Origin of the sequence: Variovorax sp. YR216 (assembly GCF_900107745.1) — a bacterium.
Classification (GTDB): Bacteria; Pseudomonadota; Gammaproteobacteria; order Burkholderiales; family Burkholderiaceae_C; genus Variovorax.
Genome location: NZ_FNRO01000003.1, coordinates 296,513 through 314,506, shown reverse-complemented (window position 1 = coordinate 314,506; position 17,994 = coordinate 296,513). Strand labels below are relative to the sequence as shown.

The 17,994-nt window shown below is 68.0% G+C and carries 15 protein-coding genes; 8 read left to right on the top strand and 7 right to left on the bottom strand.

The window, feature by feature from the left end; genetic code table 11:
• Positions 1-8: 8 nt before the first annotated feature.
• Genes BLW05_RS11355 through BLW05_RS11345 form a run of 3 tightly spaced genes read right to left on the bottom strand, consistent with a single transcriptional unit; the run spans position 9 to position 3,515 of the window.
• Positions 9-323 (bottom strand): polyhydroxyalkanoic acid system family protein, encoded by a 315-nt coding sequence (locus BLW05_RS11355; protein ID WP_093162603.1) that lies wholly within the window; start codon positions 321-323, stop codon positions 9-11.
• The gene (locus BLW05_RS11350) at positions 316-1,473 is read right to left on the bottom strand and encodes an aminopeptidase (protein WP_093162602.1); all 1,158 of its coding nucleotides are present in this window, start codon (positions 1,471-1,473) and stop codon (positions 316-318) included. The genes BLW05_RS11355 and BLW05_RS11350 overlap by 8 nt, the downstream gene beginning before the upstream one ends.
• The gene (locus tag BLW05_RS11345) at positions 1,470-3,515 is read right to left on the bottom strand and encodes a molybdopterin-containing oxidoreductase family protein (protein ID WP_093162600.1); all 2,046 of its coding nucleotides are present in this window, start codon (positions 3,513-3,515) and stop codon (positions 1,470-1,472) included. The genes BLW05_RS11350 and BLW05_RS11345 overlap by 4 nt, the downstream gene beginning before the upstream one ends.
• Positions 3,516-3,591: 76 nt before the next feature.
• Here BLW05_RS11345 and BLW05_RS11340 point away from each other — a divergent pair, with 76 nt between their 5' ends.
• Complete coding sequence (locus BLW05_RS11340; protein WP_093162599.1) at positions 3,592-4,713, top strand: ABC transporter substrate-binding protein; 1,122 nt, start codon at positions 3,592-3,594, stop codon at positions 4,711-4,713.
• Positions 4,714-4,729: 16 nt separating this feature from the next.
• On the opposite strand, the gene BLW05_RS11335 is transcribed toward BLW05_RS11340, so the two are convergent.
• Both BLW05_RS11335 and argE read right to left on the bottom strand, forming a co-directional pair.
• On the bottom strand, positions 4,730-5,953 hold the full coding sequence (locus BLW05_RS11335) for a DUF445 domain-containing protein (RefSeq protein ID WP_093162598.1): 1,224 nt from the start codon (positions 5,951-5,953) through the stop codon (positions 4,730-4,732).
• Positions 5,954-5,966: 13 nt separating this feature from the next.
• Positions 5,967-7,175, bottom strand: coding sequence for an acetylornithine deacetylase (gene argE / locus BLW05_RS11330; protein WP_093162596.1), 1,209 nt, complete (start codon positions 7,173-7,175; stop codon positions 5,967-5,969).
• A gap of 84 nt (positions 7,176-7,259) precedes the next feature.
• Here argE and BLW05_RS11325 point away from each other — a divergent pair, with 84 nt between their 5' ends.
• Entirely contained in the window at positions 7,260-8,474 is a 1,215-nt protein-coding gene (locus BLW05_RS11325; RefSeq protein ID WP_093162595.1) for a M20 aminoacylase family protein, read from the top strand.
• The gene (locus BLW05_RS11320) at positions 8,471-9,571 is read left to right on the top strand and encodes a M14 family metallopeptidase (protein ID WP_093162593.1); all 1,101 of its coding nucleotides are present in this window, start codon (positions 8,471-8,473) and stop codon (positions 9,569-9,571) included. The genes BLW05_RS11325 and BLW05_RS11320 overlap by 4 nt, the downstream gene beginning before the upstream one ends.
• A gap of 4 nt (positions 9,572-9,575) precedes the next feature.
• On the opposite strand, the gene BLW05_RS11315 is transcribed toward BLW05_RS11320, so the two are convergent.
• Positions 9,576-10,349 (bottom strand): type III pantothenate kinase, encoded by a 774-nt coding sequence (locus BLW05_RS11315; RefSeq protein WP_093163141.1) that lies wholly within the window; start codon positions 10,347-10,349, stop codon positions 9,576-9,578.
• A gap of 126 nt (positions 10,350-10,475) precedes the next feature.
• Between BLW05_RS11315 and lysM the strand changes: the two genes are divergently transcribed.
• Complete coding sequence (gene lysM / locus BLW05_RS11310) at positions 10,476-10,943, top strand: peptidoglycan-binding protein LysM (protein WP_093162592.1); 468 nt, start codon at positions 10,476-10,478, stop codon at positions 10,941-10,943.
• Here the strand turns inward: lysM and BLW05_RS11305 are convergent.
• Positions 10,940-11,401, bottom strand: coding sequence for a rhodanese-like domain-containing protein (locus BLW05_RS11305; protein WP_177142625.1), 462 nt, complete (start codon positions 11,399-11,401; stop codon positions 10,940-10,942). The genes lysM and BLW05_RS11305 overlap by 4 nt on opposite strands.
• 165 nt (positions 11,402-11,566) lie before the next feature.
• Between BLW05_RS11305 and BLW05_RS11300 the strand changes: the two genes are divergently transcribed.
• The 4 genes from BLW05_RS11300 to BLW05_RS11285 all read left to right on the top strand — a co-directional run bounded on the left by BLW05_RS11300 (position 11,567) and on the right by BLW05_RS11285 (position 17,925).
• Positions 11,567-12,529: an extracellular catalytic domain type 1 short-chain-length polyhydroxyalkanoate depolymerase gene (locus BLW05_RS11300; RefSeq protein WP_093162590.1), complete on the top strand. Its 963-nt coding sequence runs from the start codon at positions 11,567-11,569 to the stop codon at positions 12,527-12,529.
• A 148-nt stretch (positions 12,530-12,677) separates the two neighbouring features.
• Positions 12,678-14,963 (top strand): DUF6600 domain-containing protein, encoded by a 2,286-nt coding sequence (locus BLW05_RS11295; RefSeq protein WP_093162589.1) that lies wholly within the window; start codon positions 12,678-12,680, stop codon positions 14,961-14,963.
• Positions 14,964-15,022: 59 nt separating this feature from the next.
• Positions 15,023-16,378: a glutathione-disulfide reductase gene (gene gorA / locus BLW05_RS11290; RefSeq protein ID WP_093162587.1), complete on the top strand. Its 1,356-nt coding sequence runs from the start codon at positions 15,023-15,025 to the stop codon at positions 16,376-16,378.
• 29 nt (positions 16,379-16,407) lie between these two features.
• On the top strand, positions 16,408-17,925 hold the full coding sequence (locus BLW05_RS11285) for an AMP nucleosidase (RefSeq protein WP_093162586.1): 1,518 nt from the start codon (positions 16,408-16,410) through the stop codon (positions 17,923-17,925).
• Positions 17,926-17,994: the final 69 nt, after the last annotated feature.

Below are 17,994 nucleotides of genomic sequence, written 5' to 3'. Positions count from 1 at the left end.
GGCCGGCCTCAGGCATCGTCCGCCGACGGCGTTGCGGTGCCGAGCAGCTTGTCGAGGCTCGCGGCCAGGCGCCGTTGAATCTCGTCGCCAAAATTCGCGAAGAGCATCCCCAGCGTTGCCTCGAGCCTGAAGGTGTCGGCACTGACCTCGACGCTGCCGTCGACACCGGCCCGGCCGAAACGCGCCGTATCGCGCGTCTCGCCCTCGTCGTAGGTGCACGCCATTCCGAAATCCTGCTCGACTTTCTGCATATGCTTTCGCGCGACCGCGCGCGCGCCGGTCAGGCCCAGCTGGTGATGGCGCTCGATTTGGATGTCAGGCACCTCGATCTCCGTTGTTGTTGTCGCGCTTGCAGCAAGGCGACTGGGTTTGCATGAGTTCGTCGGGCTGCGGCGCCTGCGCGCGCAGCATCTGGTCGCGCCCCGCCTTGGGTTGCGCCGCCAGATCCTTGACCGCGGCGTAGAAGCGAGGCCAGCTCTCGCCTTCGCGCTCGAAGATCGCCTCAAAGCCCGGAACGAGGTCGTCGTAGGCCGCCTGCGCGCCGAAGGCCGCATTGTTGGCGCGCGCCACCCAGGCGTCGTAGGCACCCTGGCGCGGTCCCGTCCACGTCGCACGCAGCGCCGCATAGCGACGGCGGAATTCGGCCATCGCAGCGGCCTTTTTGGCATCGACCGCCTTCCAGTCCTGCGCCTTCGCCTCGTCGGAGGCGTAGATCTCCTCCAGCGCGCGGCGCGTGTCCGCCGCCAGCGCGCGGAACTGCTGCCGCCGCGCATCGAACTGGGTGTATTCGAGCCGCGCGGCTTCGCTCGCCTGCGTCTTCAGCCAGCGCGCACCGCCGATGCGCTCGACCGCCGTCGCGAAGGACTCGTTGAACATGGTGTCGCCCTGCACGTACAGCACCTGATGCGCGAGTTCGTGGAACACGATGCGCGCGAGTTCGCCCTCGGGGTAGCCGATGAAGGTGGACAGCAGCGGGTCGCCGCCGGCCCAGTTCATCCAGCCGAGCGTCGAATACGCCGGCACCGGGTAGACCGCGACCTCCAGGCCCTGCGCCGTCAGGTCGTCGGCCTCGGCCCGCGCAGCGGCTTCGTCGTAGTAGCCGCGGTAACCCACGCAGCCCGCAACCGGAAAGCACCAGGTCTTGAGGGTGAGCGAATGCGGCGGCGCCGCGACCACGTTCCAGAGCGCGGCGGGCCGATGCAGGTCGGCATAGGCCTTGTAGCTCGCGTTATCGGGCAGGCCGAGTTCGGCCACCGCATACGTCCGGATGCGCTGCGCGAGCTCGAGCTTGGTCTTGAGCGCCTCGGACGCGGACGGGTCCTCGAGCCATTCGGGCACCGGACGCGCGGCGCGCATCAGGTCGATGTGGCCGCTGGCCGACTGCCAGTAGTAGCGGATGTCCGCGCAGCCCGCGAGCATGGCGAGCACGGCCAGGGCCGCACCTGCCGCGATCGCCCAGCGCACGCGCTTCATTTCGGCACCGCTGTTTCGGCGACGGACTCCACTTCGACCAGACAGTCGTAGAAGGTCGGGCCGCGCCCGATATCCGTCAGCCGCTGACTGGTGAGCTGGTTGACATTGGTGCCGTCCAGGCCCAGCTTGCGCCACCAGATGCCGAGGCCGTGCACGACGCCCGGCCGCGCGCGGCGCGAGACTTCGGCGCGGCAGCGGTATTCGCCGCGCTGGTTGAACACGCGCACCGTCGAGCCGTCGGCAATACCGCGAGCGCTGGCGTCCGCCTCATTGATTTCTAGCAACGGCTCGCCTTCGATCGACCGCAGGCTGCGCACATTGACGAAGCTCGAATTCAGGAAATTGCGCGCCGGCGGCGAGATCATCGCGAGCGGGAATTCGCTGGAGCTTCCCTGCACTTCGTAGTTGGGCACATGGTCCGGCAGACCGTCCTGGCCCATCGCTGCGAGCCGTGAACTGAAGAATTCGCAGCGGCCCGATGGGGTCGGGAAGTCGCCTTCCGCGTACGGTGCGTCCGGCAGCTTGAGGGTGGCGAAGCCGTTCGCCTCCAGTTCGCCGAAGTCGACGGCCTCCGCGGGGAAGGCCGTGCGACACAGGGTTTCGTCGTCGTCGGAGAAGCAGGGCTCGTCGAAGCCCATGCGCCTGGCGAGCTCGCTGAAGACCCAGGTGTTGCTGCGCGCCTCGCCGCGCGGCGCCACCGCCGGGCGGTTCAGCATCACGTCGGTGTGGCCGTAGCTGAAATGGATGTCCCAGTGCTCGAGCTGCGTGGTGGCGGGCAGCACGTAGTCGGCGTAGTCGGCGGTGTCGGTCTGGAACTGCTCCAGCACCACGGTGAAGAGGTCTTCGCGCGCGAAGCCCGCCACCACCTTGCCCGACTCGGGCGCGACCGCCACCGGATTGCTGTTGTAGACGATCACCGCCTCGACCGGGTTCGCAGTGTCGAGCAGCGCATCGCCAATGGTGCTCATGTTGATGGTGCGCGGCTGCCGGCCGGCGAGCAGGTCGGGCCGCTGCAAGGCCGCGCGATCCACCGGGAAGAGTCCCGAGCTGCTGAGCAGCAGGCCGCCCGCGCGATCGCGCCATGCGCCGACCAGCGCCGGCAGGCAGGCCACGGCGCGCGCGGCATTGCCGCCGCCGCGCACGCGCTGCATCCCGTAGTTGAGACGGATGGCGGCCGGCTTCGTGGTGCCGTAGGCGCGTGCGAGCGAGACGATCTGCGCCTCCGGCACACCGCAGACCTCGGCCGCGCGCGACGGCGGCCATTGCAGCGCGCGTTCGCGCAGTTGCGACCAGCCGATGGTGTAGCGCTCGATGTAGTCGTGATCGAGCCAGTCGTTCACGATCAGCTCGTGCATCAGGGCGAGCGCAAGCGCGCCATCGGTGCCGGGCAGCAGCGCCACGTGCTCGTCGCACTTGTCGGCGGTTTCGGTCTTGCGCGGATCGATGCACACCAGCCGCGCCCCGGCGCGCTTGGCCGCCTGCGCGTGCCGCCAGAAATGCAGATTGCTCGCGATCGAGTTGCTTCCCCAGATCAGGATCAGCTTCGATTCCGCGAAGAACTCGGTCCGCATGCCGACCTTCCCGCCCAAAGTAAAACCTAAGGCCTCACCACCAGCGGTGGAGCAGATCGTCCGGTCCAGGAGCGACGCACCGAGCTTGTGGAAAAAGCGACGGTCCATCGATTCCCCCTGCACAAGACCCATGGTGCCTGCGTAACTGTAGGGCACAATCTTTTCCGAATTGTTACTCTTGATCGCATTCAGGCGCGCAGCGATGTCGTTCAGGGCGGCGTCCCAGCTCACCGGCTCGAAGCGGCCGCTGCCCTTCGGACCGGATCGCTTCAGGGGCTGGACGAGACGTTCGGGATGGTCGTTGCGCTCGATGTAGCGGGAAACCTTGGTGCAGAGAACACCGGCGGTGTGCCGATGCGCCTCGTTGCCCTGCAGCTTGACGGCGACGCCGTCCTGCACGGTGGTGACGAGCGCGCAGGTGTCGGGACAGTCGTGCGGACAGGCGCCGAGGACTCGGGTTTGGGAAGACATGGGAATCAGGCCGAGACAGCAATAACCGGTCGAGTCTAAGTTGTGCGCCCGGAAAGCGCGCGGAGGGGTTTTCACGATGCTGAGTCGCAGACAGTTTTCGATCGCAACCGGCGCCGCGGCGCTCGCCGGGTTCCAGTACGCCCGGGCCCAGAGCGAAACGCCGCTGGTGCTCGGCCAGTCCGCGCCGTTCACCGGGCCGGCCGCGCAGCTCGGCATCCAGTTCTACGAAGGCGCGAAGCTCTTCCTCGACCAGTACAACGCCCTGCCCGGTCGCGATGTGGTCATCAAGTTCCTCGACGACGGCTACGAACCCGACCGCTGCGCGGAAAACACGAAGAAGCTGATCGACGAGGACGTCTTCGCGCTCTTCGGCTACATCGGCACGCCCACGAGCCTCGCGGCGCTGCCGCAGGCGGTGAATGCCAAGGTGCCTTTCATCGCGCCCTTCACCGGCGCCATGTCGCTGCGCGAGCCGTTCCACCGCAACGTGTTCCACCTGCGCGCCTCGTACAACGACGAGACCGCGGTGATCGTCAAGCAGCTCACGAACCTCGGCCTCAAGAAGATCGCGGTCTTCTATCAGAACGACGCCTACGGCAAGGCGGGTCTCGACGGCGTGACGCTCGCGCTGTCGCAGCTCGACCTGAAGCCGGTCGCGCTCGCCACGGTCGAGCGCAACTCGGTCGCCGTGTCGGCAGCGGTCAAGACCATCGTCGCGGCGCAGCCGGACGCGGTGGTCCAGGTGAGCGCCTACAAGTCGTGCGCGGCCTTCATCCGCGAGGCGCGCAAGTCGGGTTACGGCGGCACCTTCTTCAATGTGTCCTTCGTCGGCACGCAGGCGCTTGCGGACGAGCTCGGCAAGGAGGGCGCCGGCGTGGTCGTCACGCAGGTCGTGCCCTCACCCTACAACGCGGCGAACGGCATCACGCGCGAGTTCAACGACGCCGTGCGCAAGGGCAACAGCGCGACCAAGGCCAACTTCTCGAGCGTCGAGGGCTTCCTCGCCGCGAAGGTGCTGGTCGAAGGGCTGCGTCGCTCGACCGGCAAGCCCTCGCGCGAAGGGCTGATCGCCGGACTCGAAAGCATCGAACGCCAGCAGTTCGCGGGATTCGACGTGTCGTTCTCGCCGAAGAACCATGTGGCGTCGAAGTTCGTCGAGCTGTCCATGATCACCGGCGACGGAAAGATTCGAACCTGACCCCCAGGCTCGCCGGTCAGTTCTTCAGGAGCTGGGTGGTGGCGTGAATCGCCAGCCCGACCAGCCCACCCACCAGCGTGCCGTTCACACGGATGAACTGCAGGTCGCGGCCGATGTGGCCTTCGAGCTCGACGGTCATCTCGTCGGCATTCCATTCGGCCACGCGCTCGATGATGTAGCGGCGGATGTCCTCGCGGTAGCGTTCGATCGCGCGCGGGGCGGCGTCCATGATCTGCTCGTTGATCCAGCGGCGCATCGCTTCGTCGGCGCTCAATCGTGCACCGAGCGTACCGGCCATGGCGACGATGCGTTGGCGGATGCTGGAATCGTCTCTCGCGAGATCCGTATGCAGCCACGCGAGCAGCTCGCTCCACAGGCCGTGCAGGTAGTCGCCCAGTGCCGGATGCGCCAGGAGCTCCGCACGGATCGCCTCGCCTCGGCGCCGGAATTCCGGATCGGTCCTGAGCCGGTCGATGAAGCCGTCCATGAACTGGTCGAAGCGCAGCCGCAGTGGATGCGCCGGGTCCGAAGCCAATTCGCCGATGGTCCGCGCGACCGCGTCGACGATCTTGCGGGTCGCAACGCGCGCGGCCACCTGGTCGAGCCCCACATAGCGCAGCGCCTTGATCTCGCGCGCGATGGCTTCGGTGATGCGCTCCTGCACTTCTTCGCCCTCGACGACGTGCGCGACCTGCACCAGCACGTCGTCGAGCAGCGCCTGGTGGCGGCCGCCCGCCGTAAATGCGTCCAGCGCCTGTCCGGCGAGGCGCGACATGTCGACCTGCGCGAGCCCGGCCGACGCCATGCGGCCGAGGAAATCGCGCACCCGGGCATCGTCGAAGGCGGTGAGCCCGTAGCGCGCGGCCGCCACCAGATGCTCCCCGAGCTTCTCCGCGCGATCCGGCCGCGAGAGCCAGTCCGCGAGCCGAGCGGACGGATCGAATTCCCCGAGCTTCGCGAGCACCTGCGGCGTGCTCAGGAAGTTGTTGCAGATGAAGCCCGCGAGCTTCGCGCCGATGCGGTCCTTGTTGGCCGGAATGATCGCGGTGTGCGGAATCGGCAGGCCCAGCGGATGGCGGAACAGCGCGACCACCGCGAACCAGTCCGCGATCGCGCCCACCATGGCCGCCTCGGCGAAAGCGGCGACATAGCCCCAGGCCGGATGCCTGGCTTCGAGCACCGTCGCGACTGCATACAGCAGCGCGGCAGCGCAGAGCAGGCCGAGCGCGATCCGCTTCATGGCGCCAAAGGGCTCAGCGGATCTCCTTCGTGGCGGCCAGGCCGCGCAGGAAGTCCTCGCAGCGCGCGAGTTGTTCGAGCGTCACGAACTCGTCCGGCTGGTGCGCCTGCGTGATGCTGCCGGGACCGCAGACCACGGTCGGGATGCCCGCGTTCTTGAAGATGCCCGCCTCGGTACCGAAACCGACCAGCGTGGTGCGCGGCTCGCCGGCCAGCCGCTGCGCGAGGCGCGTGACCGCGTCATGGGCCGAGCCCAGGAAGCTCGGCACTTCGCAGATCGGCTCGAAGCGGAAGCCCGCATCCGGCGCGACCTTCTTCATCGCCACCTCGGCGCGCTGGGCGTAGGCAACGACCTCCTTCTGCATCTTCGCGACATCGCTCGTCGGCAGGTTGCGGAATTCGTAGCGAAACTCGGCATCGCGCGGCACCACGTTGTCCGCAATGCCGCCGTGGAACTGGCCCACGCTCGCGGTGCTGAAGGGCACGTCGAAGCCCTCGTAGCGCGGCTCGTCGCGCTCGAAGCCGTCGGCCATGTCGCGCAGCTTGCCGACCACGCGAGCCGCCATCTCGATCGCATTGACCGACTGCGGCGTGAGCGAGGAATGCGCCTCCTTGCCGCGCACGCAGCACTTGAAGCGATACACGCCCTTGTGCGCGATCGCCGGGACCATCATGGTCGGCTCGCCGACGATGCAGGCCAGCGGCTTGATGCCCTGGTCCCTCATGTCGGCGATTAGCTCCCGCACGCCGAAGCAGCCGACTTCCTCGTCGTAGCTGAAGGCGAAGTGCACCGCGAAGGGCGAGTCGCTTTCGATGAAGCGCTCGGCATTGGCGAGCGCGACCGCGATGAAGCTCTTCATGTCGGCCGACCCGCGCCCGTAGAGCCGTGGCTCATCAATGACGCGCTCGGCGTTCTCATCGGTCTGCGGCCAGTTCTGCACGATGGCCGCAAGCGGGTCCACGCTCCACGCCTGGCCGTCCCACGGCACCGTGTCGGTGTGGCCCGAGAGGATCACGCCCGCCTTCTTGCCCGCGCCCAGCGTGGCGAAGAGATTGGCCTTGGTCTTGTCGGCGTTGTAGGTCAGCCGGCTGCGGATGCCCAGGCCCGCGAGGTGATCGCGCACGAAATCGATGAGTTCCAGGTTGCTCCTGGAGCTCACGGTGTTCATGCGCACGAGCGTCTGCGCGAGTTCGAGGCTACGGGTGGAAAGCACATGCGACATAGGGGCATTGTCCGGGAAAGTCCCGCAATGTCTGGCAGGGCACGATCTTTGCGGGCGTTCACGGCAAAGCCTAGACTCCCAACCATGAAACTCCTCGACTCCCTCGTCGCGCAGGCGCCCGGCATGGCCGCGGTGCGGCGCGATCTGCATGCCCACCCCGAACTCTGCTTCCAGGAAGTCCGCACCGCCGACGTGGTCGCGGCCAAGCTGACCGAGTGGGGCATCCCCATTCATCGCGGGCTCGGCACCACGGGGGTCGTCGGCATCGTGAGAAACGGCACCAGCGACAGGGCGGTCGGCCTGCGCGCCGACATGGATGCGCTGCCCGTCACCGAGCTCAACACCTTCGCGCATGCAAGCAAGCACCACGGGAAGATGCACGCCTGCGGCCACGACGGCCACACCACGATGCTGCTCGCCGCGGCGCAGCATCTGGCGAAGCACCGCAACTTCGACGGCACGGTCTACCTGATCTTCCAGCCCGCCGAGGAAGGCGGCGGCGGCGCGCGCGAGATGATCAAGGAGGGGCTGTTCGAGCAGTTCCCCATGGAGGCCGTCTTCGGCATGCACAACTGGCCCGGCATGAAGGCTGGCCAGTTCGCGGTGAGCCCCGGTCCGGTGATGGCATCGAGCAACCAGTTCCACATCGTCGTGCGCGGCAAGGGCGGCCATGCTGCGCTGCCGCACACCAGCATCGACCCGGTGCCGATCGCCTGCGAGATGGTGCAGGCTTTCCAGACCATCCTCACGCGCAACATGAAGCCGGTGGACGCGGGCGTGATCTCGGTGACGATGTTCCATGCGGGCGAAGCACCGACCGTGACGCCGAACGATGCGGAGCTCCGCGGCACGGTGCGCACCTTCACGATCGAGGTGCTGGACCTCATCGAATCGCGCATGAAGCAGATCGCGGAGAACATCTGCGCGGCGCACGGCGCGCAGGTGGATTTCGAGTTCGTCCGCACCTATCCGCCCACGATCAACACACCGGCCGAGGCCGACTTCGCGCGGCGCGTGATGTCCGGCATCGTCGGCGCCGAGAACGTGCTGGTGCAGGAACCCGCGATGACCGCCGAGGACTTCTCTTTCATGCTGCAGGCCAAGCCCGGCGCCTACGCCTTCATCGGCAACGGCGACGGCATGCACCGCGACATGCACCACGGCGCCGGCCCCTGCACCTTGCACAACGCGAGCTACGACTTCAACGACAACCTCATCCCGCTCGGCGCGACGATGTGGGTTCAGCTGGCGGAGCAGTTCCTCAACACACCCAAGGCATCGGGAGGGACGGCAGCATGATCGGCATCGGAGAAGCCTTCTCTTCGCGGTACTTTCTCGCGCGGCAGAAGTTCCTGCAGGCCTGCGCGAGCGCGGGGCTCGCGGTGCGATCGCATGTGCATCCGCTGAAGGGCCGCGACGGCGAGGAACTCGCGATGGACGTGGCACTCGACGGCAATCCGAATGCCGAGCGCATGTTGCTCGTCACCAGCGGCTGCCACGGCGTCGAGGGCCATTGCGGCAGCGGCGTGCAGGTCTTCGCGCTGCACGACGACGAATGGCGCGAGAAGGCGCGCGCGCAGGGCGTGGCGGTGCTCTACGTGCATGCGCTCAACCCGCACGGCTTTTCGCACGGACGGCGGGTGACCAACGAGAACGTCGACCTCAACCGCAACTTCTTCGATTTCGAGCAGCCCCTGCCGGTGAACGAAGCCTATGCGAGCCTGCATCCGCTGCTGCTGCCCGACGCATGGCCCCCGACCGATGAGAACAACGCGGCGATCGCGGCGTGGATCGGGCAACACGGCGCCCCGGCCTACCAGGCGGCAGTCACGCGCGGGCAATACCAGTTCGAGGACGGCCTGTTCTTCGGCGGCCATGCGCCGACGTGGAGCAACAAGACATTCCGCGACGTGCTGCGCACGCACGGACAGCGTGCACGCAGGCTCGCGTGGATCGACATCCACACCGGACTCGGGCCCAACGGCGTCGGCGAACGCATCTTTGCGTGCCGGGATGACAAGCAGGCCTTCGCGCGCGCCGATGCATGGTGGGGTTCGCCGGGCACGCGGGTGACCTCGATCTACGACGGCTCGTCGGCCTCCGCCTTCCTCACCGGGCTCAACTGGAGCGCGATCTACGAAGAGTGCCCGAAGGCCGAATACACCGGCATGGCGCTCGAATACGGTACGCAGCCGCTCCTCGAAGTGATGGCCGCGCTGCGCGGCGACCACTGGCTGCACAACCATCCGGATGCGCCGGAGAACCTCGCGACCTCGATCCGCGCCGCGATGCTCGACGCCTTCTACACCGACACCGATGCGTGGCGCGGCCAGATCGTCAGCCAGGCCCGGCAGGCGATGTTCCAGGCCGTGGACGGGTTGTGCGCAGGGGCTTGAGCGCTCAGCCTGGGAGCATTCGCTCTTCAGCGATCACGAGCAGCCCATCCATGATGAGGCTGTCGACCAGCTCGAAGTCGCCGTTCATGCTCGGTGCCATCTTCCATCCCGCGCCGCCGGTCATGTAACAGGCTGGCTCCGCGTGGCAATGCGCGCGGACGTGCTGGACCATGCGATCCACCGCGCCGGCGATCGCATAGGTGCCGCCGCTGGTGAGCGCATCGCTCGTGTTCGTCGGAAACTCGCGCACCTCGCCGGTCGGCACATGCAGGCCCGCGGTGCCGGATTCGAGCGCGCGCAGCATGATCCCGTGGCCGGGAAGGATCAGGCCGCCGAGGAACCTTCCGTTCGCGTCGACCGCTTCGACCGTCACCGCGGTGCCGATCATCACCACCACCATCGGCCGCACCGGACCTTGCGAAAGCATGCGATGTCGCGCGCCGATCATCGCCACCCAACGGTCGGCGCCCAGGCGCGTCGGATGGTCGTAGCCGTTGACGATGCCGGCTTCCGCCGCACTCGACACCACCCAGCGCGGCGAACAGTCGAAGCGCTCGACCAGCTGCTCTTCGGCGCGTCGTCGCACCGCGTCGCCGGCGACCACGCAGCCGAGCATCGACGCGGGTGCTTCGAGGTCCGCCCACGGCCCTTCGGCCAGGCGCTCGATGTGGTCGAGGAACTCCGCACCATGGGCCAGCAGAGCAGCGCCGGGTCGCGCCGCGTCATAGAGTGACCACTTGAGACGGGTGTTGCCGATGTCGATCGCGAGGAATGCCATGCGCGGCATTATTGCCTGCGAGTCGGGTTTACGGCCGCTTGCACATACGGCGGCGGCCTACGTCGCGCCGCCATCCGCCGCCGTTAAAGTGCCCGTCTTTCACCACTGCAACCGAAGGAGAGCACCATGGGTTTGCTGAGTTTCATCAAGGAAGCAGGAGAAAAGCTGTTCGGCGGTTCATCGGCACAGGCGGCCACCCCGACGCCGGATGCGGAGCAGGCCGCTGCAGCGGCGATCAAGACCTACATCGAGACGCAGAACCTCGGGCTCACGAGCCTCGAGGTGACCTACGCGGCCGCGAACGGCGTGGTGACGCTGTCGGGCAATGCGCCTTCGCAGGAAGCGAGCGAGAAGGCATCGCTCGCCGCGGGCAACGTGGCGAATGTGACGCAGGTCGACAACAAGCTCGTCGCGCCAGCCGCGGAGCCGGCGCAATACCACGACGTGGTGAGGGGCGACACGCTCTCGGCCATCTCGAAGAAGTACTACGGCGACGCCAACAAGTACAACGCGATCTTCGAGGCCAACAAGCCCATGCTCACGCACCCGGACAAGATCTACCCGGGCCAGAAGCTCCGTATCCCGAAGCTCTAGTTCTGCTTCCAGGGCAGGCCGCGAAGGCGCCAGCCGCCCTTGCGGCCGCGGTGGCCCTGCTCGTCGGCATCGCCCTCGAAGCCTTCGAGGATGTTGTAGGCCTCGATGCCGAGTTCAGTCGCGCGCCTGGCCGCGGCGATCGAACGAACGCCGCTGCGGCACAGCATGAGCGCCTTCTTGCCCGCCGGCACCGAAGCGCGCACGCCTTCATCGAAGCTGCCGTTGAGCGCCATGCCCGGCCACTGCTTCCACGCCAGGCCGACGGCGCCGGGCACATAGCCGACCCACTCGCGCTCCGCGTCGGTGCGCACATCGACGAGCACGCCCTCGCCACTCGTGATCCACTGCGCGGCCTGCTCGGGCGTCACGTCGCCGGCATAGCCTGCTGCGGGCCTCACGCCGAATCGCCCTGCGGCGGGTTCAGTGGCCGATGGCGAATTCGATTCCGGCTTGGTCATCTTGATGGGTTCCTTTGGTCCTCGGGTTGGTATTGGCGCGACCACCGTCGCTCGGCCGAAATTCTCTCCGGTTCGCGAAGACCCCTCTTGCCACAAATGTTCGCCTACGAGAACACGAGGTCCGCACGTCCTGATCGTGCAATGCAATCCCGCTAGCATGGGACGGTGAATTCGTTTCTCGATCGACTGGCGCGCACCGCGCGCCGCCTTGTTGAACGCGCCCTGCGTGGCGTGGGCCTGTCGCGGGCGCCGGATGCCGCGCGTGAACCGGCAGCCGACGAATGGGCCGACGGCCTCTTTGCCCACCAGCACCGGTCCATCGCCTACAAGCTTTTCGCGCCACGCAAGAACACGGGCCGGCGGCGCCCCCTCGTGCTGATGCTGCATGGTTGCAACCAGCACCCGGAAGACTTCGCCGCCGGCACCAAGATGAACCGGCTCGCGCACGCGCACGGCTTTCTCGTGCTGTACCCGGCACAGGCGCGGCACGCCAATGCGCATCGTTGCTGGAACTGGTTCAAGCCCCAGCACCAGCAGCGCGATCGCGGTGAGCCGGCGCTGCTCGCGGCGCTCACGCGATTCGTGATGTCGGAGCAGGACGTCGATCCGGCGCGCGTCTACGTGGCGGGCCTTTCGGCCGGCGGTGCAATGGCCGACATCCTCGGGCGCGCGTACCCGGATCTCTTCGCCGCGGTTGGCGTCCATTCCGGCGTGCCCGCGGGCGCCGCGAGCGATCTCGCATCTGCGCTGGCGGCGATGAAGGCCGGACGCGCCGGCACGGGCGAGCGCCCCCGGATGCCGACGATCGTGTTCCATGGCGATGCTGATCAGACCGTCCATCCGCGCAACGGCGAGCACGTGGTCGCCGCCGCGCTCGCCGGGCATGGCGGCGAATCGCGTGCCGGCGAAGCGCGCACGCAGTCCTTCAACGGCCGCAGCGTGACACGCCGCACCTACGCCGACACGCACGGCCGTGGGGCCGTCGAGCACTGGCTGCTGCACGACGGCGGCCACGCATGGGCCGGCGGCAGTCCGGAGGGCTCGTTCACCGATCCGGCAGGACCCGACGCGAGCGCCGAGATGCTGCGCTTCTTCCTGGCTCACCCGCGCATCGCGGACGCGGCCTGAAACGCTGCGGGCCGGCCCACGCGCAGGCGCGCGCCGGGCTTACATACGGTTTCGTCCTACGCGAGATATTCATCTTGGTTTGCAGTGCAGACGACAGCGCCGGGCAGCCCTGGCGCGTTGAGTAGCCAGATACCAAGGGAGCGTCACCATGAATCCTCGCAGTCTCCTCCCCAAACGCAGCGCAGCCGGCTGGCTGCTGGGGCTCCTCATGCTCTTCGTCGGCCTGAATGCCGCAGCGCAGCAGGACCCGCCGGGTCGCGTGGGCCGGATCAACTTCCAGCAAGGCACAGTGAGCGTGTCGCCTGCAGGCGACGACAACTGGTACCAGGCCGACCCGAACCGCCCCCTCATTGCCGGCGACCGGGTGTGGACCGACCGCAACTCGCGTGCCGAGATCTACGTCGGCTCGACCGCGGTTAGGCTCGATGAACAGACCGCCATCACCCTGTCCGAGCTCGACGACCAGACACTTCGGATCACCGCCACGCAGGGCGACGTGCAGATGCGCGTGCGAGACGAACTCGCCGGCCAGCGCATCGAAATCGGCACTGCCAACCTGGCGACCGTCATCGACCGGCCTGGCGACTTGCGCATCGACACCGATCCAGGTGCCGGCACGACACTCGTGGCCGTCGCGGCTGGCAGCGTCATGCTGTTCGGCGAGAACGGCGAATCGATACAGCTGGACGCACACCAGCAGCTGACGGTGTCCGGCCGCAACCTCGCCGAGGACACCGGCGCGCCGCCGCGCGGGTCGAGCGACTTCGATCGCTGGGTCGCGGAGCGGGATCGGCTCGACGATCAATCAACTTCCGCGCGCTACGTGTCGCGCGACGTACTTGGCTACCAGCAGCTCGACGCCTACGGCGACTGGCAGAGCGACCCGACCTATGGCCAGGTCTGGTACCCGCGCAACGTGGATGCGGGTTGGGCGCCCTACCAGTATGGCCAGTGGGTCGAGATCGCCCCCTGGGGCTGGACCTGGATCGACGCGGCGCCGTGGGGCTTCGCACCGATGCACTACGGCCGCTGGGCGCGCATCGGGCCGCGCTGGGGCTGGGTGCCGGGCCGTCCGCATACGCGGCCGGTGTACGCGCCGGCGCTGGTGGGATTCGTCGGTGGCGGCATCGCTGGCGCGAATCTCGCGATCAGCGGCGGCCGGCAGGGTATCGGCTGGTTCCCGCTCGCGCCGGGTGAAGCCTGGCGGCCGGGGTATCGCGCGAGCCAGCGCTATGTCGACGCCGCCAACCGCGCCGCGCTCGGCCCGCGCCTGCCGCCCGCGAACGTCGCGTTCGCCAACCGCCAGTTGCCGGGCGCGACGACGATCGTGCCGATGGATGCATTCGGGCGCGCCCCGGTCGGACGGCGCGACGCCGTTCAGATTCCGCATGATCGGCTGGTGAACGTACCGGTGGGCATGGGCGCGCCGATTCCACTGCACGGTGGCAGCGACCATGCTCCAAGTGGCCGCTTCGGCTTCGGCCGGCCGGCGGCACCACCGCCAGCGGCGATCCAGGCGGCGCAACAGCATCAGCTCCAGCAGGCGTTGCAGATCCAGCAGACGCAACAGGTTCAGCGACAGCAGACGGAGATGCAGCAGCGCGCCACAGCGCAAGCCATGCAGGCGCAGACGCAGCAAATGCAGCAAGCCCAGCGGCAGCAGTTCGAAGCGCAGCAGCGCGCCGGTGCGCAGGCGGAAGCCCAGCAACGCGCCGCAGCGCAGGCCTTGCAGGCGCAACGCCAGCAGCAGGAAGCGCAGCAACGCGCGGCCGCACAGGCCATGCAAGGCCAGCAGGCACAGCAGGTTCAGCAAGCGCAGCGCGCGCAGGCGGAGGCCCAGGAGCGCGCCGCCGCGCAAGCCATGCAAGCCCAGCGCCAGCAGCAGGCAGCACAACAACGGGCAGCCGTGCAAGCCCAACAGACGCAGCAGGTCCAGCAAGCGCAGCGCGCGCAGGCAGAGACCCAGGAGCGCGCCGCGGCGCAAGCCATGCAGGCCCAGCGCCAGCAGCAGGAAGCGCAGCAACGGGCAGCCGCGCAGGCGCAACAGGCGCAGCAGCTTCAGCAGGCCCAACGCCAGCAACAGGAGGCGCAGCGCGCAGCCGCTCAAGCCATGCAGGCTCAGCAAGCGCAGCAGATGCAGTTGCGGCGCCAGCAGATGGAAGCGCAGCAACGCGCCGCTGCACAAGCCATGCAGGCGCAACGCCAGCAGCAGGAGACCCAGCAACTCCAGCGGCAGCAGATGGAAATGCAGCAGCGCGCCGCTCAGGCGCAAGCGCAGCAGATGCAGCAACTCCAGCAGCAACAGCAACAACAGGCCGCCATGCGCGCCCAGCAACAGCAGCAGGCGCAGCAGCAACAGGCGATGCGCCAGGCGCAGGAAGCGCGGCAGCGCGGCGCGGGCCGACCCGGCCAGGACCAGCCGGACCGGCCCTGAGGCCCGGCGCATCGGTTCTCCCGGCGGCGGGCTAAAGTCCCGCCAACAAGGAGTTCCCGATGCGCACCTTCGACTTCGACCTTTTCGTGATCGGTGGCGGAAGCGGCGGCGTGCGCGCAGCACGCATGGCCGCCCAGCGCGGCGCCCGCGTGGCGCTGGCCGAATGCGCCGAACTCGGCGGCACCTGCGTCAACGTCGGCTGCATTCCCAAGAAGCTCTACAGCTACGCCGCGGGCTATGCCGAATCCTTCGAGGAAGCGCCAGGCTACGGCTGGCACGTGGGCGAAACGCGCTTCGACTGGGCCCGCCTGAAGTCCAATCGCGCGCAAGAGATCCGGCGGCTCAACGGCGTCTATCGCAGCCTGCTCGAGGGCGCGGGCGTGGCGCTGATCCCCGCCTGGGCACAGCTCGCGGACGCACACACGGTGCAGGCGGGTGACAAGCGATACACCGCGAAGCATGTGCTGATCGCGACCGGCGGCATGCCGTTCGTGCCCGATCTGCCGGGGCGCGAACACGTGCTTGTGTCCGACGCGATGTTCGACCTCGACCCCTTCCCGAAGCGACTCCTCGTCGTCGGCGGCGGCTACATCGCCTGCGAGTTCGCCTCGATCTTCAACGGCCTCGGCGCCAAGGTCACGCAGGTGCAGCGTGGCGCTCACCTGCTCAACGGCTTCGACGAGGACGTGCGCGGTTTTCTGGGGCGGGAGATGGTGCACGCCGGCATCGACATCCACTTCAACAGCGAAGTGACGATGGTCAATCGCACGGGCAGCGGCCTGTGCGCCCTGCTCTCGCGCGGCCAGCGCGTGGAAGCGGACGCCATCCTGTTCGCGACCGGCCGCGTTCCGAACACGCAGGGCCTGGGCCTCGAAGCCGCGGGCGTGGAGCTCGACGGGCGCGGCAGCGTGGTCGTCGACGCGCACTACCGCACCTCGGTGCCTTCGATCTTCGCGGTCGGCGATGTATCCACCCGGCAGCAGCTCACGCCGGTGGCGCTGGCCGAGGCCATGGTGGTGGTCGACACGCTCTTCGGCCAGGGCAAGCGGCGGCTCGACTACGAGTTCACGCCGACCGCCGTGTTCACGCACCCCAACGTCGGCACCTGCGGCTACACCGAAGCCGGCGCGCGCATGAAGTTCGGCGAGGTCACGATCTTTTCCAGCGAATTCCGCGCGCTGCGGCACACCATCTCGGGCCGCAAGGAGCGCACCTTCATGAAGCTGGTCGTCGACACCGCGAGCGACCGCGTGGTCGGCCTGCACATGGTCGGCCCCGAGGCCGGCGAGGTGGTGCAGGGCTTCGCGGTCGCGATGCGCGCCGGCGCCACCAAGGCGATGTTCGACAGCACGATCGGCATCCATCCCACGGTGGCGGAGGAATTCGTCACCATGCGGGAGCCCATGCCCGGCTGACTGTCATCGGCTGGCTGCACAATGCAGCGATGCCCTTCATGCCCGCCTTCATTGCGCCCGCCCGCTTCACCGACCCGGACGCCGCCCTCGAACAGGTCCGCCTCATCTATGCCGGCGGTTTGCAGCATCTGCGTGACGCGATGCAACGCTTCGTTGCCGGCGAGAGCCTGCCCGGCCGCGTGCGGGCCTGCTACCCCTTCGTGCGCGTGCACACGCACACTGTGTCGCGGCAGACCCCGGCGGCCAACGCGGGGCTGAGCTACGGGTTCGTGTCGGGTCCGGGCCGCTTCGAGACGACGCTCACCCGCCCGGATCTGTTCCAGCGCTACTATCGCGAGCAGTTCCGGCTGCTGCTCGAAAACCACCAGGTCGAACTCGAGATCGGCACCAGCACGCAGCCGATCCCGATCCACTTCTCCTTCGCCGAGAACGACCACATCGAAGGCACGATGAGCGCCGAGCGCCGCGCCCTCATGCGCGACGTCTTCGACCTGCCGGACCTCGGCGCGATGGACGACGGCATCGCCAACGGCACCTTCGAGGCCAAGCCGGGCGAGGCGCAGCCGCTGTCGCTCTTCACGGCCGCGCGGGTCGACTACTCGCTGCACCGCCTGCGCCACTACAGCGGCACGGCGCCGGAGTGGTTCCAGAACTTCGTGCTGTTCACCAACTACCAGTTCTACATCGACGAGTTCGTGCGGCTCGGCCACGAGGCCATGGCGGACGAGAACAGCGAATACATCGCCTTCATCGAGCCCGGCAACGTGATCACGCGGCGAAGGGGGCTCCCTGCCGCCGCGAGCGATCTGTACGGCAGCCTGCTCGACGGCACGCAAGGCACCCCACCCGCGCGCCTGCCGCAAATGCCCGGCTACCACCTCGTGCGTGAGGACTGCACCGGCATCACGATGGTCAACATCGGCGTCGGGCCGGCCAACGCGAAAACCATCACCGACCACGTCGCGGTGCTGCGCCCGCACGCCTGGATGATGCTCGGCCACTGCGCCGGACTGCGGCAGGGGCAGCAGCTCGGCGACTACGTGCTGGCGCACGCCTACGTGCGCGAGGACCATGTGCTCGACGAGGAACTGCCGCTGTGGGTGCCGATCCCCGCACTGTCGGAAATCCAGCTCGCGCTCGAGAAGGCGGTGGCGGACGTCACGGGCATGCAGGGCACGGAGCTCAAGAAGATCATGCGCACCGGCACGGTCGCCAGCACCGACAACCGCAACTGGGAACTGCTGCCCGGCAACCAGCCGCAGCGCCGCTTCAGCCAGAGCCGTGCGGTGGCGCTCGACATGGAAAGCGCCACCATCGCGGCCAACGGTTTCCGGTTCCGCGTGCCCTACGGCACGCTGCTGTGCGTGAGCGACAAACCGCTGCACGGCGAGATCAAGCTGCCGGGCATGGCAAATCAGTTCTATCGCGAGCGCGTGGAGCAGCATCTGCGCATCGGCATGGCGGCGATCGATGTCCTGCGCAAGGAAGGGTCGAGCCGCCTGCACAGCCGCAAGCTGCGGAGTTTTGCGGAAGTCGCGTTTCAGTAGATTCCCCCCAGCCTCGCCCACTTCGTGTGGCTCGGGCACCCCCCTCCGGGGGGCAACCCCAGCGGCCCG